Annotated in this window: 26 protein-coding genes and 1 pseudogene; 7 read left to right on the top strand and 20 right to left on the bottom strand. The window is 32.2% G+C overall.

The annotated features are described in order from the left end of the window. Nucleotides 1-20: 20 nt before the first annotated feature. Nucleotides 21-818, bottom strand: a complete 798-nt coding sequence (locus ACTJIW_RS15720; protein ID WP_433815964.1) for a DUF5694 domain-containing protein — start codon at nucleotides 816-818, stop codon at nucleotides 21-23. 221 nt (nucleotides 819-1039) lie between these two features. Between ACTJIW_RS15720 and ACTJIW_RS15725 the strand changes: the two genes are divergently transcribed. Further along, on the top strand, nucleotides 1040-2080 hold the full coding sequence (locus ACTJIW_RS15725) for a sensor histidine kinase (RefSeq protein WP_012024231.1): 1041 nt from the start codon (nucleotides 1040-1042) through the stop codon (nucleotides 2078-2080). Between the two features lie 3 nt (nucleotides 2081-2083). After that, a complete protein-coding gene (locus ACTJIW_RS15730) occupies nucleotides 2084-2791 on the top strand; it encodes a LytR/AlgR family response regulator transcription factor (protein ID WP_440714833.1) in 708 nt (235 codons plus the stop codon). A gap of 146 nt (nucleotides 2792-2937) precedes the next feature. On the opposite strand, the gene ACTJIW_RS15735 is transcribed toward ACTJIW_RS15730, so the two are convergent. The 18 genes from ACTJIW_RS15735 to rplS form a co-directional block, all read right to left on the bottom strand. Beyond that, nucleotides 2938-3402 (bottom strand): DUF1456 family protein, encoded by a 465-nt coding sequence (locus tag ACTJIW_RS15735; RefSeq protein ID WP_012024233.1) that lies wholly within the window; start codon nucleotides 3400-3402, stop codon nucleotides 2938-2940. Nucleotides 3403-3499: 97 nt separating this feature from the next. Further along, nucleotides 3500-4534: an aminotransferase class I/II-fold pyridoxal phosphate-dependent enzyme gene (locus ACTJIW_RS15740; RefSeq protein WP_440714834.1), complete on the bottom strand. Its 1035-nt coding sequence runs from the start codon at nucleotides 4532-4534 to the stop codon at nucleotides 3500-3502. 1 nt (nucleotide 4535) lies between these two features. Next, entirely contained in the window at nucleotides 4536-5546 is a 1011-nt protein-coding gene (locus ACTJIW_RS15745) for a dipeptide epimerase (RefSeq protein ID WP_440714835.1), read from the bottom strand. A 40-nt stretch (nucleotides 5547-5586) separates the two neighbouring features. Then, entirely contained in the window at nucleotides 5587-6816 is a 1230-nt protein-coding gene (locus ACTJIW_RS15750) for a hypothetical protein (protein WP_149208158.1), read from the bottom strand. 102 nt (nucleotides 6817-6918) lie between these two features. Beyond that, complete coding sequence (gene uvrB, locus ACTJIW_RS15755; protein WP_012024237.1) at nucleotides 6919-8910, bottom strand: excinuclease ABC subunit UvrB; 1992 nt, start codon at nucleotides 8908-8910, stop codon at nucleotides 6919-6921. Nucleotides 8911-8957: 47 nt separating this feature from the next. Beyond that, nucleotides 8958-9896 carry an alpha/beta fold hydrolase gene (locus tag ACTJIW_RS15760; protein ID WP_440714836.1) on the bottom strand — a complete coding sequence of 313 codons (939 nt, stop codon included), beginning with the start codon at nucleotides 9894-9896 and terminating at the stop codon, nucleotides 8958-8960. Between the two features lie 86 nt (nucleotides 9897-9982). Further along, nucleotides 9983-10219, bottom strand: a complete 237-nt coding sequence (locus ACTJIW_RS15765; protein ID WP_274252729.1) for a uroporphyrinogen decarboxylase — start codon at nucleotides 10217-10219, stop codon at nucleotides 9983-9985. Nucleotides 10220-10326: 107 nt separating this feature from the next. After that, nucleotides 10327-10629, bottom strand: a complete 303-nt coding sequence (locus tag ACTJIW_RS15770) for a type II toxin-antitoxin system RelE/ParE family toxin (RefSeq protein ID WP_012024240.1) — start codon at nucleotides 10627-10629, stop codon at nucleotides 10327-10329. Further along, nucleotides 10614-10847 carry a hypothetical protein gene (locus ACTJIW_RS15775; RefSeq protein ID WP_044047681.1) on the bottom strand — a complete coding sequence of 78 codons (234 nt, stop codon included), beginning with the start codon at nucleotides 10845-10847 and terminating at the stop codon, nucleotides 10614-10616. The genes ACTJIW_RS15770 and ACTJIW_RS15775 overlap by 16 nt, the downstream gene beginning before the upstream one ends. Before the next feature lie 58 nt (nucleotides 10848-10905). Then, complete coding sequence (gene rlmF, locus ACTJIW_RS15780) at nucleotides 10906-11856, bottom strand: 23S rRNA (adenine(1618)-N(6))-methyltransferase RlmF (protein ID WP_440714837.1); 951 nt, start codon at nucleotides 11854-11856, stop codon at nucleotides 10906-10908. 198 nt (nucleotides 11857-12054) lie between these two features. Beyond that, nucleotides 12055-12717: a thiamine diphosphokinase gene (locus ACTJIW_RS15785; protein ID WP_149208154.1), complete on the bottom strand. Its 663-nt coding sequence runs from the start codon at nucleotides 12715-12717 to the stop codon at nucleotides 12055-12057. Nucleotides 12718-12783: 66 nt separating this feature from the next. Then, complete coding sequence (locus ACTJIW_RS15790) at nucleotides 12784-13239, bottom strand: RidA family protein (protein WP_440714838.1); 456 nt, start codon at nucleotides 13237-13239, stop codon at nucleotides 12784-12786. A gap of 106 nt (nucleotides 13240-13345) precedes the next feature. Then, the gene (locus ACTJIW_RS15795) at nucleotides 13346-13789 is read right to left on the bottom strand and encodes a DinB family protein (RefSeq protein WP_433815991.1); all 444 of its coding nucleotides are present in this window, start codon (nucleotides 13787-13789) and stop codon (nucleotides 13346-13348) included. A gap of 45 nt (nucleotides 13790-13834) precedes the next feature. After that, a complete protein-coding gene (locus tag ACTJIW_RS15800; RefSeq protein WP_440714839.1) occupies nucleotides 13835-14317 on the bottom strand; it encodes a GyrI-like domain-containing protein in 483 nt (160 codons plus the stop codon). A gap of 4 nt (nucleotides 14318-14321) precedes the next feature. Next, a complete protein-coding gene (locus tag ACTJIW_RS15805; protein WP_440714840.1) occupies nucleotides 14322-15143 on the bottom strand; it encodes a DUF4249 domain-containing protein in 822 nt (273 codons plus the stop codon). A 33-nt stretch (nucleotides 15144-15176) separates the two neighbouring features. Further along, a complete protein-coding gene (locus tag ACTJIW_RS15810) occupies nucleotides 15177-17558 on the bottom strand; it encodes a TonB-dependent receptor (RefSeq protein WP_440714841.1) in 2382 nt (793 codons plus the stop codon). A 145-nt stretch (nucleotides 17559-17703) separates the two neighbouring features. Further along, a complete protein-coding gene (locus ACTJIW_RS15815; RefSeq protein ID WP_012024248.1) occupies nucleotides 17704-19926 on the bottom strand; it encodes an NADP-dependent isocitrate dehydrogenase in 2223 nt (740 codons plus the stop codon). Nucleotides 19927-20211: 285 nt separating this feature from the next. Continuing rightward, nucleotides 20212-20562 carry a 50S ribosomal protein L19 gene (rplS, locus tag ACTJIW_RS15820; protein ID WP_012024249.1) on the bottom strand — a complete coding sequence of 117 codons (351 nt, stop codon included), beginning with the start codon at nucleotides 20560-20562 and terminating at the stop codon, nucleotides 20212-20214. A 281-nt stretch (nucleotides 20563-20843) separates the two neighbouring features. Here rplS and ACTJIW_RS15825 point away from each other — a divergent pair, with 281 nt between their 5' ends. Beyond that, nucleotides 20844-21581, top strand: a complete 738-nt coding sequence (locus ACTJIW_RS15825) for a hypothetical protein (protein ID WP_440714842.1) — start codon at nucleotides 20844-20846, stop codon at nucleotides 21579-21581. A 64-nt stretch (nucleotides 21582-21645) separates the two neighbouring features. On the opposite strand, the gene trmD is transcribed toward ACTJIW_RS15825, so the two are convergent. After that, entirely contained in the window at nucleotides 21646-22326 is a 681-nt protein-coding gene (gene trmD, locus ACTJIW_RS15830) for a tRNA (guanosine(37)-N1)-methyltransferase TrmD (RefSeq protein ID WP_012024251.1), read from the bottom strand. Nucleotides 22327-22599: 273 nt separating this feature from the next. Between trmD and ACTJIW_RS15835 the strand changes: the two genes are divergently transcribed. The 4 genes and pseudogenes from ACTJIW_RS15835 (at nucleotide 22600) to ACTJIW_RS15850 (ending at nucleotide 25151) form a co-directional block, all read left to right on the top strand. Continuing rightward, entirely contained in the window at nucleotides 22600-22965 is a 366-nt protein-coding gene (locus tag ACTJIW_RS15835; RefSeq protein ID WP_149208148.1) for a hypothetical protein, read from the top strand. Nucleotides 22966-23243: 278 nt separating this feature from the next. Further along, a pseudogene (gene tnpA / locus ACTJIW_RS15840) lies at nucleotides 23244-23704 on the top strand (IS200/IS605 family transposase). Nucleotides 23705-23712: 8 nt separating this feature from the next. Continuing rightward, a complete protein-coding gene (locus tag ACTJIW_RS15845) occupies nucleotides 23713-24252 on the top strand; it encodes an NADPH-dependent FMN reductase (protein ID WP_440714843.1) in 540 nt (179 codons plus the stop codon). Between the two features lie 26 nt (nucleotides 24253-24278). Continuing rightward, complete coding sequence (locus tag ACTJIW_RS15850) at nucleotides 24279-25151, top strand: sugar phosphate isomerase/epimerase family protein (protein ID WP_440714844.1); 873 nt, start codon at nucleotides 24279-24281, stop codon at nucleotides 25149-25151. The last annotated feature ends 49 nt before the right edge of the window (nucleotides 25152-25200 follow it).

Below are 25200 nucleotides of genomic sequence, written 5' to 3' on the forward strand. Positions count from 1 at the left end.
CTCTTTGCGGTTAAAATTTATTATTTCAATACCGTCGCCAAATCTACAAGTTCAAATGTAGGATCATGAGATATAAATTCTCTAATCAATGCAGCATGACCAGCGCCGACTAAAATCATTATTTTATTATCTGTACTTTCAGTCAATTTTTGAATTAAAGAATACATATATAAATTTCTTTTGTACCAATTTGCAACTAAAGATGCTCCAGTAAAATCATCTGGATTTCCGCCTCTATTTGCTACTTCCAAATACCATTGAATATTTTCATTTTCGGATTGTTTTGTATTGTAATACAGCATCATTTCTTGTAAAGAGCTTTTTCTAATTTTTTCGTTATGCTGCTTTTCGAAATTTTCCGTCACCACTTTATTTCTTTGTATTAAATCCTTTTGGTTTGCTTTTTCCATTGCCATCATTAAACTGTCATATCGAAAAGAAGTGTAAAGATTCATTCCGTATAATTTTTTATGATTCAGTTTTTTAGCTGTACGAAGTGCCAATTGTGTTATTTCACTTTTGTTGTTTTTAAAAAGACTGTCAGTATTTTTATTATAAAATTTATCCAAGTCAGTTTGTTTGCTAAATTCCCATTCTACAAATATTTTATCAGGTCCAAACTTTTTGATTTTGTCACTCATAATTTCGAGTTCCTTTTGGCTCTTTTCAGACATAATGCTGAAACTATTTAGCTGGGCAACATCAAGACCTGGATTTGCATAATGAAAAGTTCCAATTAATAAAATCTGTTTCTTTTTTATTTGCGATGATGAAAGATTAAATGTAAGAAGTGCTAGTAATAAAATGATTTTCTGCATGATTGTTTTGATTTAGATTCACAACAAATGTATAAGTGTGTTAGAAGCGTTTTCTTCCTTTTTGATGAATTACAGATTTTATTTGATCAAGAGCTCAAATTTTACTTTCAAAAAGTTGGTATATGATTTTTGATGTTATGTCACTAAGAAAAACTGGTTTTGTATAAACAACACTTTCGTTTCAGTGCATAATTGTATTTTTGGTTTCATAACTGCTTTCTATGAAACTTAAAATACCTTTTTACTACCATATTATTCTTTTTGCCGGGTTGTTTTTAACCTTTTGTCTTTGGGATTATGGAATAAATAACCGACTAGAGATGGTACAGCAAACCAAAATTTATTTCTGGCTTACATCGACTTTTATGCTTTCGGTTTTTGCGTCTTACCTTCTCAATTTTTATACTTTTTGCAGCTGGTTTTTAAACAAAAAGAAAATTCTTTTTTACTTTTTAAGTATTCCGGTTTCTTTAGTCATTTTTGCAGGTATAAGGTATTTTTTTCAGGAAATAATTATGTTTCATTTTACAGGAATGCATAATTATTTTGAAGAAAGCAGAGAAATAACGTTCTACATAAAAGACAATTTTTTATACGGACTTCCTGCTGTAATTTTAAGTGCTTTCAGTTATTTATTCTGGGAATTTCAAAATACACAGAAACAAAATCAGGAATTAATGCTGGAGAATAAAAAAGCCGAATTTCAAATGCTGAAAGCACAAGTGAGTCCGCATTTTTTATTTAATACTTTGAATTCATTTTACAGTCAGTTAATTTTAAAAGATGATAAAATGGCTTCAGATGTTTTGGTTCTTTCAGATCTGCTTCGGTATGTAATTACAGAAACAGACAAAGATGAGGCAATACTATCAAGGGAAATTCAGTTTATAAAAAACTATATTCATTTACAGAGAAAACGATTTGAAGATCAATTGTATTTGGATTTTTCTGTTGAAGGAGATTATTCTAATGAGAGAATATTGTCATCGGCATTAATTCATTTTGTTGAAAATGTTTTTAAACACGGAAAATTTAATAAAGAAAAAGAAACCGCAGTTATTTCCATTAAAATAAAAGATGAGTTTCTGGAAATCTCAACTTTTAATTATAATGCCGATGGTGAAAATTATTCCTCGACCGGAATTGGTTTTACGAACTTAATAAAAAGGTTGGAATATGCTTATAAAAACCAATTTGTACTTGAAAAAAGCGAAGAAAATAATACCTTTAAGACATACTTAAAAATACCGCTAAAAAAATAATTTATGGCTTTTAAATGTATTATTCTTGATGATGAACCGCCTGCAACACGGATACTCGAAAATTATATTGGAAAAGTAAGCTTTTTAGAAAAAACCGAAGTTTTTAACGATTCATTAAAAGCGTTAGAGTTTTTAAATACACAATCTGTTGATGTGATTTTCCTGGATATCCAAATGCCTCAATTAACAGGATTACAGATTTCCAGAATTATTTCAAAAGATATAAAAGTTATTTTTACAACTGCATATCCTGATTTTGCATTAGAAGGTTTTGAATTAAACGCTGTTGATTATTTATTAAAGCCTATATCTTTTGAACGGTTTTATCAAGCTGTTTCTAAGCTGAATACTCAGTCAAAAACAGTTGTTTCAAATCAAAATAATCTGCCTGATTTTTTATTTATTAAAACAGATGGAAAGAATAAATTCCAGAAGGTTTTTTTAAATGATATTTTGTATGTAGAAAGTCTTCAGAATTATGTTTGTATTCATACTTCTAAACAGCAGATTATTACGCATTCATCATTGAAAAATGTAATCGAATCTTTGCCTGAAAACAATTTTATTCAAATACAAAAATCCTATGTTGTTTCTTTAAAGCATTTAGAATCAACAGACAATTATTCGGTTTACATTAACGGAAAAGAACTTCCAATTGGAGCTGCTTATAAAGAAGCATTTTTTGATAAAATCGAGGAGAATAAGATTTAAAGTTAACCGCAAAGCACGCTAAGATATTTACTTTTCTTTGTAATGATAAACGCAAAGTTCGCAAAGCCAGATAGATAAAGCTTTGCGAACTTTGTGTTTTTGAGTGTACAGCTAATAAAAAAAACTCAGTACCCTTTGCGGTTAAGTTATTTCTTATTCTTACCGTTTTTAAAAACCACTTTTTCTACAACAGCTGGTTTTCCATTTCCTTTTGGGAATGCTTTCTTTTTTGGTTTTCCGGCTGATGAACCTGATTTTGAAGAACTTTGGTCACCTCTATATTTTTCTGAATCTTTTGGAGCAGCTTTAAATTCTGGTCTTTCTTTAGAAGTTTCTTTCTTCGGAATTTCTGATTTATGCTTAGCTAAAACATCGTTAGGGTTTTTAGGATTTTCTTTAGTTCCTCTTAAATGAATTACTAATCCGTTTAAGAAATTACGCAAAACCTGATCACCGCATTCCATGTAGTTTGGATGATCTTCGGCTCTAAAAAAAGCACCTAATTCTGATTTTGAAATTCTAAAATCTACTAATTCTAAAATTTCAACTATCTGGTCATCACGGAGCATCAAAGCCACGCGAAGTTTTTTAAGTATATCGTTATTCGTCATAATTTTTGTTTCAGGTTTTTTCTGTTTCAAGTTTCAAGTTTTCCAATCTGAAACTACAACTCCTCATTTATTTTTACAAAGGTAGTTTTTAAAATGATTAAAATCTAGAATTGAAATCATTTAAAGTTGTAACCAATTTATCTAAATCTTCTTTAAGATGATTAGCTGTAATGACAATTCTATTTAATGGTTCTGCTTCTTTGGTGTATCTGAAACTGGCGATAATGATTTTTTCCTGCTTTAGTTTTTCTACCAATTCATTTGATAAAAGATAAATTAAAGGGTAGTTTTTATCAAATTTGATGCTGCTGTTTTTAATTAAAATCGAATCAATATAACTTAAATTATCTAACAGTTTTTGATGCTGTATTTTATAAATTTCAGAAGCATCTGAAAGCGTTTGTACAAAAGCAGGATTCATTCCCGCCGCACCTGTAAAAGTTTCAATTTCTTTTATTTGTTGAATGAATTCAGAATCTGAAGCAATAACACCGCCTGTTAATCCAAAAGCTTTTCCGAGAGACGAAACCAAGATTTTTCTTTTAATGGGAAAATCAATTGAGGAATAAATTCCAGAACCATTTTCTCCCACAATTCCTAATGAATGTGATTCATCAATAACTAATGTAATTTCCTTTTCCTTTGAAATTTCTTTTATAAAAGTTAGATCGATTGGTTTTGTTTCAAAAGAAGGAACGCCATCAGTTAGAATCGTTATGTTCTCAGATTTTGAATCTAATAAACGGTCATTCAGTTTTTTATTTATAAAAACAGCCTCACTATTTTCAATTTGAATAGCGGAATGAATTTCATTTAAATGATAAAAAACAGTTGTTTCCTTTTTTAATTTTTCTAAAACCAATTTTCCGGCCAGCATTCCTGAAGAAACGGTAACGGTGCTTTCTGAGCCTATGTGAGAAGCTAAAAACGTTTCGCCTGCATCATAAGCTGTTAATTGAATATTTGCGGTTCTGGAGCTTCCGTAAGTTGTCCCCCATTTTAAGATATTCTGAATAACCAAATCCTGAAATGCTGTGTTTGTTGGAAGTCCCAAATAAGCAGTTCCGCCAAAATACAAATACTGTTCTTGGTCAATTTCAATAACTCGATCAGGAAATTTTTCGACTTTCATTTTATAGCAGTGTAACTCCCGTTCCGTTTAAATTAGAATAACTTACAACACCGTCTTTTATGGTTACGCCCGTTGCAATATCTTCTGCCAAAAGAAGTGCGCCGTCCATATCTACATAATCCAATTGAGGCAGTAAGTGAGCAATGGCAGAAATCCCGACAGTAGATTCGGTCATACAGCCCACCATTGTTCTTAATCCTAGTTTTTTTGCTTCTTCAATCATACGTTTTCCAGGTGTTAAACCGCCGCATTTTACGAGTTTTACATTCACACCATGAAAATGATTGAAACATTTTGCCACATCTTCTTCAATAATACAGCTTTCGTCTGCAATTACAGGAAGAACAGAATGTTTAAAAACTTCTTTATGATCTTCCCAATTGTCGGCTTTCATAGGCTGTTCTAGAAATTCAACACCTAGTTTTTTTAGTTCAACCGAATTATTGATTGTTTCTTCAACTCCCCAGCCGCAGTTGGCATCGATTCTAAAAACGGCATTGGTGTGTTTTCGAAGCTCTTTTACAATTTCTATATCTTCTTTAGTTCCCAGTTTGATTTTATATATCGGCCAGGGAAGTTCCTGCATTTTAGAAACCATTTTATCGATAGAAGCAATTCCGATGGTGTAATCTGTCATTGGATTTCTTTCGGTTGTATAGTTCCATAATTCGTAAAGTTTTTTACCCTTTTTGCGGGCATACAAATCATTGTAAGCAAGGTCTAATGCACACAAAGCAAACATATCATTTTTTAGATATGGATGAATTTTAGCCCAAAATACATCGGGTGTATCATTCTCAGTATTTTCAATAATGCTTCTTATTTTTTCTAAATCCTGCATCATCATCGGAACTGTGATGTTGTAATACGGGTTTGATGTGGCTTCTCCAAAACCCGAAAATCCTTCACTTTGAAGTTCAACAATCAGTGAAGGCTGAAAATCAATTGATTCTCTTGAAATAGTAAAAGTATGTTTTAGTTTGAGATTGTATTCTCTTAAAATAAGTTTCATGGTTTAATGCTTGTTTTTTATTTTTTTGAAAAATAGAATTCTAACTCTTTTTGATAGACATTTTTACGCCAATGCCTGTTTGTAAATCTGGTGCATTATCTAAATTTAAATCTTCCCGAAGATACACAAAATAAGAAAATCGCTTCGTAGAATAAGTACAAATTGCGCTCCATCCTTCTAAGTCTTCATATAAATGGGAAATTGTTTTCTGCCAATGCGTATTTATCCTTTCTCCGGTTAAAACAATATAATCTATGTCGCTTTTCTTATTATAAGAATTTTGAAAATTGTAATTGATTCCATAAGAAATGTGATTGCTGTTCCTAAGTTTTACTTTGTAATTAATCAAACCTTCAAAACTGCATAAAAAATCCTGATTGCTGAGATTTACGCCATTTCCGTATTCAAAAATATGCTGGCGTAAAACTCCGGCACTTAAACCAAAACTTAGAATATTTTTATCTTTAATAATCATTTTTTTTATAATAGAAGATGAAATTCCAAAATCGGCAGCAGGATTGTATCTCGAAGTATTAATGCCTAACTGCGCTCCAAAATTTAGATAAATATGATGTTTCTCATTCATTTCCAGTTTGGGATAATAAGTATAATTAATATCAACTCCCGGAATAGTGAAATTATTGTTATCCATTTTTAGAACCTTTCCGTTTTCATCTTTATATACTATTCCGGCTTTATTTATGCCATAATGATATCTTGAAAACGGGTCTTTTCCGCCGGCAATATTGCGATGAAACCACTCAATCGATTCATCAGAAGTAAAAACCGAAAAAGGATATTTACCTCGATCCAGTGAGTTGGCACGAAGACTGAAATTAAGTTCATGATTAATAGTAAGCGGTAATGTAAAATTGAATCGGTAGGATCGAATAACACCATCGGCCTCAAACTCTTTGATTTTAGAAGGAGATTTATTTAAGTCAAAAGCAAATTCACGAACGTGCCATGGAAGATTTTTGGAGTTTTCACGATCAACAGGATCTGTTAATTCGTATGATTTTACATAAGGCAATACGACATTTCCACTCGAAACTTCAAATGAAAAGGAATACTTTTCAGTATTCCGAACATTGAAATTATGATTTAATCTCGAAATGTAAATTCCAAAAGGATGTGTTGAAAGTGTATTGGGTTTTATGATATCAGATGAATTTTCCAATTCTTCATTCCAAAAATCAGCTTTGTTTGATTGTGCTGCAGAAAAACAATTGACAAGTAAAAAGAGAAAAAAGAGTAAATGATATTTCATTTCAGATTTTAAAAATTTTGATAAATCTAATAAATTTTAAAAAGATTAGATTGGTTAATTTTTAAAAAATGAAATGTTTTTAACTTTTTTAAAATAAGCTTTTTAAGGTAATTGTTCCTGTAGTTTTTTAATGTCGTCACGAAGCTTGGCAGCCTGCATAAAGTCTAATTCTTTTGCTGCTTTTTCCATAGATTTTCGTTTCTCGCGAATTAGTTTTTCCAGATCAGCTTTTGATAAATAAGCTGTTTCCGGTTCGGCTGCAGCAGGTAGTGTGTGACCTAATTCGTATTCTACCAAAGGATTTTTGGTAAATGCGCTGTCGATTTTTTTATTTAAAGCCTGAGGCGTTATATTATTTTCAACGTTAAAATTAATTTGTTTTGTTCTGCGATAATTGGTTTCGTCAATTGTTCTCTGCATACTGGCTGTAATTTTATCAGCATACATAATTGCTTTACCATTTAAGTTACGTGCAGCACGGCCAATAGTTTGGGTTAAAGAACGATGATTTCTTAAGAAACCTTCTTTATCAGCGTCTAAAATAGCAACAAGAGAAACCTCCGGCAAATCTAAACCTTCACGAAGTAAGTTAACACCAATTAAAACATCAAAAATACCTTTTCGTAAATCCTGCATGATTTCGATACGTTCTAAAGTATCTACTTCAGAATGGATGTAACGACAGCGAATGCTGACTTTTGTTAGATATTTAGCTAATTCTTCGGCCATTCTTTTGGTTAAAGTAGTTACTAAAACTCTTTCGTCTAATTCGCATCGAACCTGAATTTCCTCAATTAAATCATCAATTTGATTTAAACTCGGACGAACTTCGATAACTGGATCTAACAGTCCGGTTGGTCGAATAATCTGTTCGACATAAATACCATCCGATTTTTGTAGTTCATAATCGGCAGGAGTTGCAGAAACGTAAATTACCTGATTTTGCAATGCTTCAAACTCTTCAAATTTCAAAGGTCGGTTGTCCATTGCAGCTGGTAATCTAAAACCATATTCAACAAGATTTTCTTTACGGCTGCGATCGCCTCCATACATGGCATGAACTTGGGAAACGGTTACGTGGCTTTCATCAACAACCATTAAATAATCACTTGGAAAATAATCCAGAAGACAGAAAGGTCTGGTTCCGGCTTGTCTTCCGTCAAGATAGCGTGAGTAATTTTCAATTCCGGAACAATATCCTAATTCGCGAATCATTTCTAAATCGAAATTGGTTCTTTCTTCCAGACGTTTGGCTTCTAAATGTTTGCCTATTTCTTTAAAATAATCTACTTGTTTTACTAAATCCTGCTGAATTTCCCAGATTGCACCTTGTAAAACTTCTGGAGAAGTCACAAACATATTGGCGGGGTAAATAGTCAGCCTTTTAAATTTTTCAATAACCTGCGAAGTCTTGGCGTCAAAAGATTCTATTTCTTCGATTTCATCACCAAAAAAGTGAACTCTGTAAGCATCATCTGCATAACTTGGATAGATTTCAACTGTATCACCTTTAATTCTAAAAGTTCCCGGATTAAAATCAGCTTCAGTTCTGGCATATAAACTCTGCACCAGACTGTGAAGTAATTTGGTTCTTGAAATAACCTGATCTCGGGTAATTTCGATTACATTCTTTTTAAATTCGACAGGGTTTCCAATACCGTATAAACAAGAAACCGATGCAACAACCAAAACATCACGACGTCCTGAAAGAAGGGAAGAAGTAGTGCTTAAACGCATCTTTTCGAGCTCTTCATTGATAGATAAATCTTTTTCAATAAAAACTCCCGTTACGGGCATAAAAGCTTCTGGCTGATAATAGTCGTAGTAAGAAACGAAGTATTCAACGGCATTATTTGGAAAAAACTGTTTGAATTCTGAATACAGCTGCGCCGCCAAAGTTTTGTTGTGTGCCAAAACCAGTGTAGGGCGCTGTACTTCCTGAATAACATTTGCTACAGTAAAAGTTTTACCAGATCCTGTAACTCCTAATAAAGTTTGATATTTTTCTCCGTCGACTACACCCTGCGCCAGTTTTTGTATGGCTTGAGGCTGATCTCCTTTTGGACTATAATCTGAAGTTACTTGGAAACTCATTTGTTACTGATGAAAAATTAGTTTTGTAAAGATACAAAGTTTGAATGCTATTCTAAAAAATTAATGACAGCATCATTTGTAATTTTAGGCTGATCGATTGTTAAAAAATGTCCTGCATCTTTTATGATTTTTGTCTTGCTGTTTGCTAAATATTTTTGTGCACGTTCTAAACTTTCTTCTGAATTAATAACGTCTTTATCGCCAATTATAACCAAAACCGGATTTTGTATTAATAAAAGTTCTTTATCTGAAAAAGGATGCATTTTAAGCATACTAGAGTTTGATTTTGCATATTTATTGGCCAGATAAAATTGTCTTTTATAAACTGGACTTATTTTTTCGGGATGAGTTGAAAATGTAGAAAGTGTTTTTCCGAATTTTTTCTCACTCGGAAAAAGTTTCAGCATTAAAGCAGAAGTTGTTTTGCCGACTTTATCAATAAATTTGAATGTCTGCGCCGGACTCAATAGAACAATTTTATCAATTGAATTTGGTTTTTGAGTGGCTAATAAGGTTGCGATCCAGCCGCCTCTTGATGCGCCTATAATGTCAAATTTCTTGAGTTTGTAATAGCTGAAAATTTCGTTGTAATAAACCAGAATATCTTCTGACGAAAGTGGTTTTGCCGTTAAGTGTGATTTATTGGGTTCCATTATAAAATCGATGGCATATATGCGATGATTTTTGGCTAAAACCTTAATGTTTGGATACCACATTGTAGAGCTGGCATCCATTCCGTGAAGTAATACTAAATCTTTTCCGTTTTTTGGACCTGCAATGATTACATGAGCTGTTCCAAAACTGGTTTTGACATCTTCTTCAGTATATGGAATTTCCCAAAGTTTTAAGGACTTGTTGTAAGCGGTTTGGTATTTTTGTTCTTCGTTTTTAGTTTTAAAAACATAATCTTCAAATTTTGCTTTTTTGGAAGCGCAGCTTGTCACTAAAAATAATACAATAAATAGGCGGGAATATAGTTTTAGCATGGTGATAAAATTCTAGTTTTAACCTTAAAGTTACGATTATCGTAAACGAATAATGTATCAGAATTTTATTTTAAAGTATCATAATTTTAAGATTGTTCTCTTTTTGATGTCAAATAATACACTTGCACCAAAGCTAAAATAGCATTTGGAATAATTACAGGTAAAAGCCATTGTCTCATATCTCTATAATCATTTAAAAAAATACCATAGATAACAAAACAAATACACCCAAACATATTAATGAATCGAATGGTTCTGAGGTTTTTCAGCATAAAACCACCTACAATAAAAACAGATGCGAGATAACCTATATATTCTGCCATAATCTTGATTTTAAATAGTTAATACTAAATGTAGCAAAACCAAATTATAAAATCAATATTTTGTATTGAAAATCAAGTGTTTGGGTTTAGGGGTGTATAAAATATAATTATACTTTTTTAGGATTTCGACTCGTATGTCGAATTCTTAATATGTGAATCTCTTTAGGTGTAATTTTATAAGTTATTCTATAACTATAAACTTCATAAGCACGATAAGTTCCATCATTAGAAGTTTTCATTTCGTCCAGTTCATAAATTTCCCAGCTGGTACTTAAAATAGTTACAGAATTGTAAATGGTATCGATTACTTTGTTCGGAATATTTCTGCTTTTAGTTTCTTTAAATAAATAGAAGTAAATTTTTTCAAGTTGATTTTGAGCAGTTTTTGACCAAATTATTTCTTTTTCCATTGCTCAATTTTACTCTTAACTTCATTATGGGAATAATAGTTACCACTTTGAATGTCTTCTTCGGCAACTTTTAAATCTTCATTATACTGTTCTGAATAAATTTTAGGAGAAGAAGTTTTACGACTGTCCAAAATTGTTTTTAATGCTGATAAAAAAGTATCATCATCAATCTTTTCAATTTCAGAAATTAGAATATTTTTAAGCTCAAGAGTGTTCATAATTGAATAATTTCATCGAAGTTACAAAACAAAACCTAATATAAGCGTTTTGAAATTCTTAAAATTTCCAAGACTTTTGTTCCGTATTGTTTAAAAAGCTCCATGCCACAATGCGGCTGTTTTTCTGTCCTTGTGACATTTCAATTGTTTTAACTGAAACGGCGTTTACCTTTTTTAAAGTTTTATAGATAGAGGAAAGATTTTCTTTTTTAGAAACCAATGTTGTAAACCACAAAACTTGCGAAGCATATTTGACACTTTCATAAATCATTTGTGTAATGAAGCCAATTTCACCTCCATTGCACCACAATTCTGCATTTTGACCTCCAAAGTTTAGAACAGGATTTGTGTTTTTCTTTTCTTTTGGATTTAAATTCGAAACTTTTCTGGAAGTGCTTTTGTTTGCTTCTTCTGCCGATGCATGAAAAGGCGGATTACACATAGTGAATGTAAAACGATCTTCGGGAATTATAATGTTTTTGAAAATAAACCGAGGTTCTGTCTGCTGTTGTAAACTTATAGCATCAATTAATCTTGGGTTTGCTTCGATAATTTTGCTGGCATTTTCAATCGAGGTTTTGTAAATGTCTGTTGCAACAAAACTCCAATTATAAATAGAATTTCCTAATATCGGATAGATTAAATTGGCACCTGTTCCTATATCAAGTCCCATAACAGAATTGCCTTCTGGAATTTTATCATTATTTGTTTCTGCTAATAAATCTGCTAGATAGTGAATATAATCAGCGCGTCCCGGAATGGGCGGGCAGAGGTAATTTTTAGGAATATCCCAGTTTTGAATATCGTAATAAGTTTGCAGTAAAGCTTTATTTAAAGTTTTTACAGCAAGCGGATTACTGAAATCAACGGTTTCGATTCCGTATTTGTTTATTGAAATAAAAGCCTTTAATTCGGGACAATTAGAAATAAGAAGTTCAAAATCATATCGGGAACGATGAAGATTTCTAGGATGTAAATTGTCTTTTTGTGAATTGTTTTCTGCTTTCATTTAGATTTATTTCGGTGCAAAGATAGATATTCCTTTTTTCAAGAAAGCTCCGAAGGAGCGTAATATTTATAGGTATTTAATTTAGGGTTAAATAAAAGCTCCAGCGGAGCGACATATATATTGTGTATCACCCCGCTGGGCTTTAATTAATGCAAGATATTATTTCGTCCCGTTAGGACTTTTTATTTTTTAAGGCTTTTAATCAAAACATTCCATTAGCAGCAAATCGCCATTTGAATGAGAAATAGTAACAAGACCATCTTTTGCAACAGAATTACTGCTTCCGGTTCTATACCCCATTGTTAAGGTGTCATTTTGCAGAGGATATTCTAAGTTGGTTGAATAAATACCATTTACAACCCCAATTGGAATCAATGAAATAGGTGTTTTTGCTGTATACCATTTTTCGAATTTCGTTGGAAGAAGGAAAATTTTAGAATGATCGTCGAGAATTACAATTTTTATTAAATCACGGTAACGAACAATATTCGTAAGGTTTGTAATTGTATGATCGGCACGTTTTCCTGTTGCCCAGACTACATTTACGGCAGGGATTTTTCTTTTAACCAAATAATCAAAAGCTTTCTCTAAATCGGTTTTGTCCTGATCCGGTGTATGAACAATTTCGATAGGATATTGTGAAGTTTTATACACTTCTGGATCGAAACCGCGGTCAAAATCTCCCAGAAGCACATCGACTTTAATTCCTAATTCAATTACTCTTTCAATGGCAGAGTCTAACACTATAACGAGCGGAGACCATTCTAGCAGTTGGCCTAATAATTCGGGATTACAGGCAGCTCCATTGGCAATTATTAAAGCAGGTTCCTGATCGTCGCGTACAATATGGTGTGAAGACATTTAGAGTTGATTTTAAATATGCTGCAAATGTACGAAAGTTATGGGCTTTGACGGGCATCAGTTCACTTAATTGGCTTTAAAAGCTACTGCATCAACTTCTATCTGCATATTGTCGAGAGCTAATCTTGGAACAGGAATTAAGGTACTGGCAGGAAAAGGTTTGTTTTTCCAGGTTTTACTAATTTCTTCTTCCCATATTTTTAGTTTTTCTGAGGAATGATCGACTATTAGAACTGTAATTTTCATCACATTTTCTGGCTTTAGCTGGTAACTGTTTAAAATCGTTGTCAGGTTTTTTAAAGCCGTTTGAACTTGCTCTCTAAAGTCGGGGCTTAAAATATGTTCTTTGCCTAAACCACCGCTCTGACCTGAAATATAAACCAGCTCTCCAGGTGTTTTTACAGAAGATGCATGACTGAAACCATACGGAGTGGGATTAAATAAAGAATCAGGATTTTTAAAAGTTTGCGCTTTTGTCTGGAATGTGAAAATGCATAATAAAAGGGAAATTAAATGTTTCATGTTTTAAAAATTAAAATTAAGAATACAAAGGTTTCGTAATTCTAATTTTTAAAACATTTACATATGTTGAGGTTTTGCTGTTTTAGCCGTTTTTTTGTCTGCACGATTAATCAAGCAGTCTTCTGTGATAATTAATCTGACCTAAATGATAACCTAAATGTGTAGCAAGATGAACTAAGAAAAATCCGGTTGTCATTTCTTTTTCAAAAACAATCTGCGGATAAACTGCCGTTAAATCATCTTCGGTTAAAGAATCCAGTGCATTGTTTACAACTAAAATGGTGTCTTCAATTTTTTGGATTAATTCTGATCTCGGCACATCTTTTAGAGAAAATTCTAAAGGACGGTTTCTAATGTATCCTGTTTTTCCAATTTCGGCTCCAATGTAAGTATTGATGTTTCCAATTAAATGCAGGCAAAGATTACCGCCAGAATTAGAAATGTTTTTTTCAATGTCCCAAATGTGGTTTTCGTATTCATACGATTCAATTTCGAATTTCAATTTATTTAAATCTCTATTAAAAAGTATTTTTAGTGTTTCGATTAACATGTTTTTTTAGCTGAAAGTTAAGAAGAATAATTCACTGCCGGAAAATCAATCTCTGTTTTTTATAGGGATCCATATTTCCTCTTCAGAGTCTGGATCATCTTTTTTGTATTTATGGTCCATTACGGCAAAATGCGGTCTGTTATCAACAGTATATTTTGAATTTGGAAGCCATTCTGTAAAAATAGGATGATAGGTTTTGTGTGCTTCTGAGGCTGGTCCGTAATGAACAAAAACGGCATATAAGCCATCCGGAACAATTAAAGTTTCCAGGTTATCTGGAATAGTATCTAAATCTTGGACTTCAACGGCGGCCCATTTTTGAAATGTTTTAGAAGGATCAAAATTATCAAAATGATCTAAAGTATAAACCTCAAGTGAATATAAATTATCGTCAATAGTATTTTTGATCTTCTTACGGCTGGGCATAAAACTGCTCCATAATTCAAATGTTTTATTTTCTATAAAAGACATTTCAATATGTTTTCCGATGAGTTTTTTTTCATTCAAAGTCTCAATTCTAGCTTCCATATTTCTATTGTATTGTGAATTTTTTTGTTTGTTTTTCGCTTAATGAAAAATACCCTAACGGATAATTTGCTTTGTCTGTTGTATTGATAATATTTCCTTTTACAGTTGCAGGAGGAGATTGAAACGGTCCACCGGTATTACTCCCGGCAATGCTTACTAAAATGCTCATGTAATTGTAGTATTGTTTTGAAATGCCAATGTGAGTAATTTCAATTTCATCGCCAGGTTTTAGATCATCATCATCTGAAACGCTGAAAAATTCATTTCCCTGAAAAAACTTATCTTCATCTACATAATAATTCGAAGTTATTTTGTTAGAATATAGATATTTATACAAATAAAAATTGTCCTCATCTGGCGGATCATTATAATACGCTCTTACTTCAATATCTTTTCCGGTAAATCCTCCTTCATTATTTTGTTCAATTCGGGTAATTGGCGCTACAGATTTTAATATTTCTGCTGCAGTATAAGTATTTCCGCCATTGGTTACTGTTAAGGTATATGTTTCGTTAATTTTTGGAATAAAATCATTGCATATATAACGGCCGGTTTTTTGAATTTCAATAAAATTAAACTGCTTGCCGCTGCTGTTTTTTATATAAACTACTGCTCCGGAAACTGTTGGAATTGTATTTTCAAAATAACCAGTTGTTGTTGTTAATTTTATAACCTGTTGTTTTCCCGTTGTGCCTTTCTCCCAATTTATTGCTGCTTCGATCACTAGTTTTGGAGGTGCAGTGTCGAGATCAACATCGACAACATCTTCACAACTAATGAAGAAAGATGAGGAAAGTAAGACGATTAATAAAATTACTTTTTTCATATTGTATTAATTTTCACTTGTGAAAAATTGTGTTTAAAATTTAAAATTGTAGCTGACTGCAGGCACTATACCAAATATTGAAAATCGTACAGCTTCGTTTATTCCTGTATCAGAATTCTGTCTGAAATTAATAGAAGCAGCGTTGCTTCGGTTATATAAATTATAAATACTGAAAACCCATTCGCCTTTCCAGTTTCGGTCTTTATTTTTTCTTGGTGTTAAAGTTGCCGAAATATCTAAATGGTGATAAGCAGGAAGACGATTCTCATTTCGTAAACCGTAACTTGGAACTGTAATTCCTAAATATTCATACTGCCCGTTTGGATACGTAACCGGCTGTCCGGATTGTAAAACAAAGTTAGCGCCAAATGACCATTTTTCATTTAAATTATAAGCAGATGTTACAGCCAGATTATGCGTTTTGTCATAAGCAGAGCTGTACCATTGACCATCATTAATTCCAATTTCTTCAGGAGTTCTTCCTGGTGTCTGCTGTTCAGATTTTGATAAAGTATAAGAAATCCAGCCGTTGAATTTTCCAGTGTTTTTCTTTACCATAATTTCGAGACCGTAAGCACGCATTCTTCCGTTTAAAATTACCTGCTCGATAGCATTATTTGCAATTAAATCGGCACCGTCTATATAATCCAGCCTGTTTTGAATTTTTTTGTAAAAAGTTTCAACTTCAAGTGAATAATCTCCTCCTTTAATATTTCGGAAATACCCTAAAGCCACCTGATCTGCAATCTGTGGTTTGATGTAATTATCACTTGGCATCCAGACATCAAGCGGAGTAGGAGATGAGGTGTTTGAAATTAACTGAAGATATTGCGCCATTCGATTATAACTCGCTTTTATTGACTGATCTTCATTTAATTGATACGATATGGCAAGTCGCGGTTCTAGATTGTTATAATGCTGAATTACTTTGTTTTTGCCAAAATATTTTGTTGAAACAGGAGTTCCTTTTTCATAAATCTGCATATCAGAATTAAAAACAACAGGACTGTTATTGTCGTAATAATTAACAGTTGACGAACCCAGACGATAAAATAAACTGTATCGTAAACCGTAAGCAACCGTAATTTTTTTAGAAAGCTGATTTTCGGCATCTAAGTAAACCGAAGGTTCAAAAGCGTATTTTTTATCTAATTGATCCGGATTAATTCCTGAATCAGTACTGCTTGGTTTAATTGTTCCCGGATTAAATTCATAATAAATTCCATTTAAACCATAATTCAATTTGAATTTATCTGAAATATAATGTTTGAAATCGTATTTGATATTGTAGTTTTTGATTCCTGAATCCCATTTAAAACCTACAAAATCCAGATCAAGTCCATAATAATAGTCACTGTAAATTAAAGATAAATTCGAAAATAATTTATTTGAGTATAAATGATTCCAGCGAAGATTTAAAGTTGAATTTCCATAAATATTGGTAAAACTTTTATTCAGACTGAAAACATCGCGTCCAAAATATCCGGATAAATATAAGCTGTTATTATCGTTTAATTTGTAGCTGAATTTTGCATTTAAATCGTAAAAATAAGCGGAGTTGTCTTTGTTGTCTTCAGAAAGTTTTAAAAACAAATGGGCATAAGAACCACGTCCTCCAATTAAAAAAGAACCTTTGTCTTTTACAATTGGACCTTCAACAAGAAGACGGCTGGATATTAAACCAATTCCTCCGTTTATATGAAAATCTTTACTGCTTCCGTCTTTCTGGTAAATTTCCAGAACAGATGAAGCTCTTCCTCCAAAACGTGCCGGAATACCTCCTTTGTATAATTTTAAATCTTTAATGGCATCTGGATTAAAGACTGAGAAGAACCCGAAAACGTGTGATGAATTAAAAATTGTAGCTTCATCCAATAAAATTAAATTTTGGTCAGCACCACCGCCCCGAACATTAAATCCTGATGCGCCTTCGCCGGCATTTGTAACACCGGGAAGTAATAAAATCGATTTTAAAACATCGACTTCTCCTAAAACTACCGGCATTTTTTTTATGGTTGAAATAGAGAGTTTATTCACGCTCATTTCTGGCGATTTGATGTTTATTTTGCCTTTATTATCGGTTATAATAACTTCTTGCAGTTCTTCGCCGCTTTCGCTGATATAAAAATTATTCTTAGTATTTTGATTTAAATTGATAGTCTGCTGAATGGTTTGATAACCTATGTAACTAATTTCTATTTGATGTTCACCCCGCGGCACTGTTATAGAATAAAAACCGTATTCGTTTGTGGTTGTTCCTATTTTTAAAGCTGGAATATAAATATTGACACCAATTAAGGTTTCGTTGTTTTTAGAATCCTTTATAGTACCGCTTAGTGTAAATTTATCCTGAGAAAAAGAAGTAAAAGTCGTAAAGATAATAATTAGAAAAAGGCTGATTTTTTTTGTAATCATTGTGCTGGTTTTGATATACATAGATAGTAATTCTTACTAAATATTGCAGACGAACTTTTGTTAAACATAAGTTAAGAATAAAAAAAGGACAACTTTGTGAGTTGTCCTTTTCAATATTTGTTAAACGCACAGAAGCGCGTTTAAATTATTTGATTTTAGCAATAATAGCATTAAATGTTTCACTAGGACGCATTGCTTTGCTTACTAACTCAGGAGTTGGCTGGTAATAACCGCCAATGTTTTGAGCTTTACCTTGTGCAGCAATTAATTCAGCATCGATCTTAGCTTCGTTTGCTTCAAATTCAGCAGCAATTGGAGTAAAGATCGCTTTCAATTCAGCATCTTTGTCCTGAGCAGCTAAAGCCTGAGCCCAGTAGAATGCTAAATAAAAGTGAGATCCACGGTTATCAATCTGACCAACTTTACGAGCTGGAGATTTATCGTTTGCTAAGAATTTATCGTTTGCCTGATCTAAAGTTTCAGATAAAACAATTGCTTTAGAATTGTCTAAAGTTTGTCCTAAATGCTCTAATGAAGCACCAAGAGCTAAAAATTCTCCAAGAGAATCCCAACGTAAGTATCCTTCTTCTGTAAATTGCTCAACGTGTTTTGGAGCAGATCCTCCAGCACCAGTTTCAAACAATCCACCACCGTTCATTAAAGGAACGATAGATAACATTTTTGCAGAAGTTCCTAATTCTAAAATTGGGAATAAATCTGTTAAATAGTCACGTAAAACGTTTCCAGTTACAGAAATTGTATCTAAACCTTTGATGATTCTGTCTAAAGTAAATTCTGTAGCAGCAATTGGGTTTAAAATACGGATATCTAAGTTTGTAGTATCGTAATCTTTAAGGTATTTTTGAACTTTTACGATCAATTCTCTATCGTGTGCTCTGTTTTCGTCTAACCAGAAAACAGCAGGAGTATCAGATAAACGAGCTCTGTTTACAGCCAATTTAACCCAGTCCTGAATAGGAGCGTCTTTTGCCTGACACATTCTGAAAATATCGTTTGCTTCAACGTTTTGTTCCATTAGAACATTTCCGTTTTGGTCAACCACACGTACAACACCATCTCCTTTAATTTGGAAAGTTTTGTCGTGAGATCCGTATTCTTCTGCTTTTTGAGCCATTAATCCAACGTTTGGAACACTTCCCATTGTTTTTGGATCAAAAGCACCGTGTTTTTTACAGAAATCGATAGTTGCAGTATAAACACCAGCATAAGATCTGTCTGGAATAACAGCGAATGTATCTTGTGCTTTTCCTTCTTTGTTCCACATTTGTCCAGAAGTACGAATCATTGCCGGCATAGAAGCATCAACAATTACGTCAGATGGAACGTGTAAGTTTGTAATTCCTTTATCAGAATTAACCATTGCTAAAGCTGGTCCGTCAGCGATTGCCTGATCGATAGCAGCTTCAACTTCTGCCTGTTCTGGTCTTCCGGCAATTTTAGCGTAGATATCGCCTAAACCGTTTCTTGTATCAACGTTTAATTCAGCAAATAAAGAAGCGTATTTTTTGAAAACATCTGCAAAATATACTTCAACGATAGCGCCAAAGATAATTGGATCAGAAACTTTCATCATTGTAGCTTTTAAGTGTACAGAAAGTAAAACTCCTGCAGCTTTAGCCTCAGCGATTACATCCGCAGCAAAAGCTTTTAATTTATTTACACTTAAAACTGAGCTGTCAATAATTTCACCTGCTTTTAGCGGAGTACTTGCTTTTAAAACAGTTGTAGTTCCGTCTTTAGCAACGAATTCAATTTTTACATCATTAGCGTCATTTACAGTTAGTGATTTTTCGCTTCCATAGAAATCACCGTTTGACATAGAAGCTACCTTTGTTTTTGAGTCAGCAGACCATGCACCCATTGAGTGTGGATTTGCTTTTGCAAAGTTTTTAACGGCTCTTGGCGCTCTACGATCTGAGTTACCTTCGCGTAAAACAGGGTTTACTGCAGAACCTAATACTTTTGCATATTTTGCTTTAATTTCCTTTTCAGAATCGTTTTGTGGATCTTCCGGGTAATTAGGAACATTATAACCATGTGATTGTAATTCAGCAATAGCCGCTTTTAATTGCGGTACAGATGCTGAAATGTTTGGTAATTTAATAATGTTAGCTTCTGGCTGAGTTGCTAATTGGCCAAGTTCTGCAAGAGCATCTCCTGTTTTTTGAGCATCTGTTAAAGATTCAGGGAAATTAGATAAAATTCTTCCTGCCAAAGAGATGTCTCTAGTTTCAATAGCAATACCAGCTGTAGAAGTAAAAGCTTGGACAATAGGTAATAAAGAATAAGTCGCTAATAATGGCGCCTCATCAGTTAAGGTGTAAAAAATTTTTGAATTCTGTGTCATTTTTTTTTCTTTTTTTATAATCGTGTCGTCACAAGAATGGCGATGTAAAGGTAAAAGTCGGCTCAAAAACGAGCGGAGCAAATATAATAAAAACAGTCCGAAAACGGTGTAGTTTTAGTTAGAAAAGCATGTTTTATCAGATTGTTATTTCGTGCTCATTAAATTGTCAAATCGATGATTTTGCTATTAAAAAATTACGGTTTTGATATTAGGAAAGAAAAAGACATAAAAAAAACTCGTTTCAAATGATATGAAACGAGTTTTTTATAACAATTAGATAAATGATTATCTTCTTTTATCTTTAATCTTAGCTTTTTTACCAGTAAGTTCTCTGAAGTAGAAAATTCTAGCTCTACGAACTGCACCTTTTTTGTTGATTTCGATTTTTTGTAAAGCTGGTAAGTTTACTGGGAAGATACGCTCAACTCCAATAGCTCCAGACATTTTACGAATCGTGAAAGTTTCTGTAGTTCCAGAACCTCTTCTTTGAATAACAACTCCTTTAAAAAACTGAGTTCTTGTTTTTTCACCCTCTTTAATTTCGTAGAAAACAGTGATTGTGTCTCCAGCTCCGAAATCTGGGAAATCTTTTTTAGCAACGAATTCGTTTTGAACGAATTTTAATAAATCTGCCATGATAATTTTATTATTATAGTTTTATATAAAGCAACATTCACGTATTTCGCCAGAGGTTGGTCTAATTCGGGTGCAAATGTAGAAAATAATTATAAATTATGAATTATAAATTGAAAATTATTTTAACTATCTGATAAAATGATTGTTAGTCTAAGTTTTTAGTTTCACTTTCCAGGTTTTTTCTTTTTAAAAAATGTAAAACATACGTATTCATTTACTTTTGATAAATAGAAATCCTATATTCGTAATAATACAGACTGTAATTATAAGATAAAATTAGGATGGAGAAAAATTATCTGAAACAATATATTGAGTTTTCTAATGCATTTAGAGAATCAAACAGCTCAAAAGAAAGTGTGGAAAATATTTATGATCTGCTTTATGAATTGGAGGATGTGGATAGAACTAAAGAAGACAACTTAGTACTTTCAAATGTATATATTCTTTTAGGTTTTCATAAATCAGCTTATGACGTTTTTAAAGAAACGGTAGATTTGAGTAATAGTAAAGAGGTTTCTAAATTATATGTGATGGAACAAAAAGCCAAATCACATGGAAATAATTTTATCATAAAAGATATTAGAAAACTTAAGGAAAAGAAAGAATTGCCAAAACTTACTCTATCAGATTTTCAAATTTCTAAAGAAGATAAAGGCAAGTTTGAAATCCCTCAAAAGGAGATTGTAATATTTAATAAAAATGTAAAAGGAAAAATCTCGATATATACCCCTGATTTAGATATTGAAAAATATTCAGATATAATTTTTGAACAACTCAATTGGCTTGCAGATTGCAAAAATGAATTAATTGAATTTTATAATCAAAACAATGAATTTACAGAAGAACAGGCAAATGATGATTGGTATGATACTTTAGATATTTACAATATTCAATTAACGATTAATAATTCATCAGATATTGAAACTTTAATTTCTGCAGGAGACACTTTTTCGCAAGATCATATTTTAGATATAGAACTAACAAATAGAACGGTTATTTCAATGAATTACGACGGCTGAATTTTATTTAGTCCTAGCTTTCAGTCTCAATTACTGAAAACTGAAAACCGTGACTGAATACTTTTTAATGCTCTTCCAATAAATCTGGTCGTCTGTTTTTAGTATGTTCGTATGCGGCATCTTCACGCCATTTTTCGATTTTAGCAGCATGTCCGCTGGTTAAAACTTCGGGAACTTTCCATCCTTTATAATCGGCTGGTCTTGTATATATAGGTCCAGAAAGTAAATTATCCTGAAAACTATCCGTTAAGGCTGAAGTTTCATCACTTAAAACACCCGGAATTAAACGAATCAAAGCATCAGATAAAACCAAAGCACCTAATTCTCCGCCAGATAAAACATAATCACCAATAGAAATTTCTTTGGTAATAAAATGATCTCTTACGCGCTGATCTACACCTTTATAATGTCCGCATAAAATAATTATGTTTTCATACATTGACATTTTGTTGGCCATTTTTTGGTTTAAAGTTTCACCGTCTGGAGACATATAAATGATTTCGTCGTATTCACGCTCACTTTTTAAATGTGTAATACAATCGTCAATTGGCTGTATCATCATGACCATTCCGGCGCCTCCGCCAAACTGATAATCATCTACGCTTTTTTGTTTGTTGGTTGTATAGTCACGCAAATTATGAAAATGTACTTCAACCAAACCTTTGTCAATAGCACGTTTCATAATCGAAGCCTCAAACGGACTTCTTAATAATTCTGGCAAAACCGTTATAATGTCAATTCGCATTTTCTTCTCTAATTATTCTAGGATGCAAAGATACAAGTTAATAATTGGCATTCTAAAAAACAAAAAGTAAATAATTCCAAATCTTAAATAGTTGCCAGAAGATTTTATAATTGATTGTTTTTGAAATTAATATGTTGTTTATCAATATGTTAAATGATAATTATATAACATTAAAAAATAATTGTGTAAATAATTTTTTACTAATTTCAAGTATCATTACAATGCTTAATTCTTTGAATGACAGATTAAAACCAATATATAAAACTAACTTTTATGAAAAAGATACTACTAATGACCGTTATATTTACTCTCCACGTTTCTTGCTCAAGTACTAAAAATTCGATGGATGTTTCAGTAGGAGAAAACAAATCAAAATTAATCAAGACCTATGGATCTCCCGTAAGGACTTTAGCTGATAACGAAAACGGAGAAATTCTTGTATATGCAGATCAGGTTTTCCTTAATGAAGATAATTCGAATGGTCCCAGAATTGCCGGACAAAACTATTGGGATTACAATTATGTATATGTAAACAAGGATGGAAAAGTAACTTCAACTCGAAAAGAAAAACAAAACTATCCTCCTCAGGCTATTGATTCTCAAAAAATACAGGGAATGAATTTGCTGACAGCAAAATAGATGTAGTCCCTACGGGACAAAATATGTTACGATAATTCTTGGCTGCCGATATTTTGTTCCTAGCGGAACATATTTGCTGCGATTATATTAATAAAAAAAATCTACCAATATTTTGTTCCTAACGGAACAGATAAATGATAAGTTAATAAAAAAAAAAAGAAAGATAATTCTTTCTTTTTTTTGTTATGTTTGCGATGTAAAAATTATTCCGCTAGGAATAAAATATCGGTAGAAAAAAATAATTATATAGAATCAATGTCCCGTAGGGACTGTATAAAATGGCAAACACCTATACGCAAATACATATTCATTTTGTTTTTGCTGTGAAATACAGAAAAGCAATTATTCACAAAAACTGGAGAGATGAATTGTTCAAGTATATTTCTGGAATCATAAAGAATAATAATCATAAACTTTTGGCTACAAATGGCGTTTCAGATCATGTTCCTATTTTGATTGGTATAAGGCCTGTGCAGTCATATCAGAATTGATGAAAACTGTGAAACAAAATTCATCAAAGTGGATAAATGAAAATAAATTTATAAACAGTTATTTTGAATGGCAGGAAGGGTATGGAGCATTTTCATATAGTAAATCTCAATTAAATGCTGTTATAGATTATATTCAGAAGCAAGAACAACATCATAAAAAGAAAACATTTAGAGAAGAGTACATCAATTTTCTTGAAAAATTTGAAGTTGATTATGATGAAAAGTTTATTTTTAAAGAACTAATTTAAATTTAAACATGTCTCCACAAACAATAAAAATTATAGCCATAACCGGCAGTACAAGAAAAAACTCAAGTAATTATAAAATTCTAAAACATATTTCAGAGCAAATTAAAACAGGTTTTGAAGTCGAAATATTTGAAGATTTAGATACCATTCCTCATTTTAATCCAGATTTGGATACCGAAAACCCTCCGAAAGAAGTTGCATCATTAAGAAATAAAATAAAAGAGGCAGACGGAGTAATAATATGCACTCCAGAATACGTGTTCAGTTTACCTGGAAGTTTAAAGAATGCTTTAGAATGGTTTGTTTCGACTACTATTTTTTCAAATAAAAAGACGGGATTAATAACCGCTTCGGCGTCTGGAGAAATGGGACACGAACAACTCCTGCTGATTATGAAAACCCTTGAAGCTAAATTTGATAATAATACACAATTATTAATACAAGGCATTCGAGGTAAAGTAGATGCAGAGGGAAAAATTATAAATGAAGAAACCAAAGCAGCCCTTCAAAACTTCACAAATAACTTTGAAAATCAATTTTTATATTAAAATTACTTTCTGAAATTAGATCAAAAATGATTACAAGAAGAACTTTTATTATAAATACAAGTCTGACTGCAGCGACAGTTTTGGCTTTACCTTCATTAGCATTTTCTATGGATAAAAAAGAGATTGGTTTACAGTTGTACACATTAAGGGAGGAACTTCCAAAAAATGTAAAAGCGGTTTTAGAAAAAGTTGCAGCTTCTGGATATACAAATGTAGAAACGTATGGCTTTTCGATTAAAGATCAATTTTGGGGATTATCTCCGGTTGAATTAAAAAACATTTTAGATGAAAATAATCTAAAAGCAGTAAGCGGCCATTATAATTTAGGGAACTTTTTATATGATGGTAATACTGCTGAGCTTATAGCTTCAATTGAAGCAGCAAAGACTCTTAAAAGCGAATTTCTAACTGTTCCCTGGGTTGATGAACCTTTTAGAAAAAGTCTTGAAGATTATAAAAAGATTGCTTCACGATTAAATGAGGCAGCAAAAATGTGTGCCGATTCCGGACTAAAATTAGCTTATCATAATCACGATTTTGAATTTCAAAAACATGATGGTGTTACAGGTTATGAGATTTTATTAAATGAAACCGATAAAAACCTTGTTTGTTTTGAGTTAGATCTATACTGGGTTGTCCGTTCAGGAAATGATCCGCTGCAATTGTTTAAAGAAAATCCGGGACGTTTTAAAATGTGGCATGTAAAAGATATGGATAAACAAAATCAGGCGCTGAATACCGAAGTCGGATCTGGATTAATCGATTTTAAACCTTTTTTTGCAGCAGCAAAACAGGCCGGAATGGTTCATTTTTTTGTTGAACAGGAAAATAATTTTGCTGTAAATTCTTTTCAGTCCATTAAAACAAGCTGCGATTTTATTTCAAAAAAACTGTTATAAACTCAAATCATCAAAATGTCTTATTTTTGTAAAAATCAATTTTGAAAGC

Origin of the sequence: Flavobacterium sp. 22659, assembly GCF_052044235.1 — a bacterium.
Lineage (GTDB): Bacteria > Bacteroidota > Bacteroidia > Flavobacteriales > Flavobacteriaceae > Flavobacterium > Flavobacterium johnsoniae.

Excerpts from the sequence above, each read along its gene's own strand:
- ACTJIW_RS15720 (WP_433815964.1), bottom strand. The coding sequence starts at position 818 with ATGCAGAAAATCATTTTATTACTAGCACTTCTTACATTTAATCTTTCA.
- ACTJIW_RS15725 (WP_012024231.1), top strand. The coding sequence starts at position 1,040 with ATGAAACTTAAAATACCTTTTTACTACCATATTATTCTTTTTGCCGGG.
- ACTJIW_RS15730 (WP_440714833.1), top strand. The coding sequence starts at position 2,084 with ATGGCTTTTAAATGTATTATTCTTGATGATGAACCGCCTGCAACACGG.
- ACTJIW_RS15735 (WP_012024233.1), bottom strand. The coding sequence starts at position 3,402 with ATGACGAATAACGATATACTTAAAAAACTTCGCGTGGCTTTGATGCTC.
- ACTJIW_RS15740 (WP_440714834.1), bottom strand. The coding sequence starts at position 4,534 with ATGAAAGTCGAAAAATTTCCTGATCGAGTTATTGAAATTGACCAAGAA.
- ACTJIW_RS15745 (WP_440714835.1), bottom strand. The coding sequence starts at position 5,546 with ATGAAACTTATTTTAAGAGAATACAATCTCAAACTAAAACATACTTTT.
- ACTJIW_RS15750 (WP_149208158.1), bottom strand. The coding sequence starts at position 6,816 with ATGAAATATCATTTACTCTTTTTTCTCTTTTTACTTGTCAATTGTTTT.
- uvrB (WP_012024237.1), bottom strand. The coding sequence starts at position 8,910 with ATGAGTTTCCAAGTAACTTCAGATTATAGTCCAAAAGGAGATCAGCCT.
- ACTJIW_RS15760 (WP_440714836.1), bottom strand. The coding sequence starts at position 9,896 with ATGCTAAAACTATATTCCCGCCTATTTATTGTATTATTTTTAGTGACA.
- ACTJIW_RS15765 (WP_274252729.1), bottom strand. The coding sequence starts at position 10,219 with ATGGCAGAATATATAGGTTATCTCGCATCTGTTTTTATTGTAGGTGGT.
- ACTJIW_RS15770 (WP_012024240.1), bottom strand. The coding sequence starts at position 10,629 with ATGGAAAAAGAAATAATTTGGTCAAAAACTGCTCAAAATCAACTTGAA.
- ACTJIW_RS15775 (WP_044047681.1), bottom strand. The coding sequence starts at position 10,847 with ATGAACACTCTTGAGCTTAAAAATATTCTAATTTCTGAAATTGAAAAG.
- rlmF (WP_440714837.1), bottom strand. The coding sequence starts at position 11,856 with ATGAAAGCAGAAAACAATTCACAAAAAGACAATTTACATCCTAGAAAT.
- ACTJIW_RS15785 (WP_149208154.1), bottom strand. The coding sequence starts at position 12,717 with ATGTCTTCACACCATATTGTACGCGACGATCAGGAACCTGCTTTAATA.
- ACTJIW_RS15790 (WP_440714838.1), bottom strand. The coding sequence starts at position 13,239 with ATGAAACATTTAATTTCCCTTTTATTATGCATTTTCACATTCCAGACA.
- ACTJIW_RS15795 (WP_433815991.1), bottom strand. The coding sequence starts at position 13,789 with ATGTTAATCGAAACACTAAAAATACTTTTTAATAGAGATTTAAATAAA.
- ACTJIW_RS15800 (WP_440714839.1), bottom strand. The coding sequence starts at position 14,317 with ATGGAAGCTAGAATTGAGACTTTGAATGAAAAAAAACTCATCGGAAAA.
- ACTJIW_RS15805 (WP_440714840.1), bottom strand. The coding sequence starts at position 15,143 with ATGAAAAAAGTAATTTTATTAATCGTCTTACTTTCCTCATCTTTCTTC.
- ACTJIW_RS15810 (WP_440714841.1), bottom strand. The coding sequence starts at position 17,558 with ATGATTACAAAAAAAATCAGCCTTTTTCTAATTATTATCTTTACGACT.
- ACTJIW_RS15815 (WP_012024248.1), bottom strand. The coding sequence starts at position 19,926 with ATGACACAGAATTCAAAAATTTTTTACACCTTAACTGATGAGGCGCCA.
- rplS (WP_012024249.1), bottom strand. The coding sequence starts at position 20,562 with ATGGCAGATTTATTAAAATTCGTTCAAAACGAATTCGTTGCTAAAAAA.
- ACTJIW_RS15825 (WP_440714842.1), top strand. The coding sequence starts at position 20,844 with ATGGAGAAAAATTATCTGAAACAATATATTGAGTTTTCTAATGCATTT.
- trmD (WP_012024251.1), bottom strand. The coding sequence starts at position 22,326 with ATGCGAATTGACATTATAACGGTTTTGCCAGAATTATTAAGAAGTCCG.
- ACTJIW_RS15835 (WP_149208148.1), top strand. The coding sequence starts at position 22,600 with ATGAAAAAGATACTACTAATGACCGTTATATTTACTCTCCACGTTTCT.
- ACTJIW_RS15845 (WP_440714843.1), top strand. The coding sequence starts at position 23,713 with ATGTCTCCACAAACAATAAAAATTATAGCCATAACCGGCAGTACAAGA.
- ACTJIW_RS15850 (WP_440714844.1), top strand. The coding sequence starts at position 24,279 with ATGATTACAAGAAGAACTTTTATTATAAATACAAGTCTGACTGCAGCG.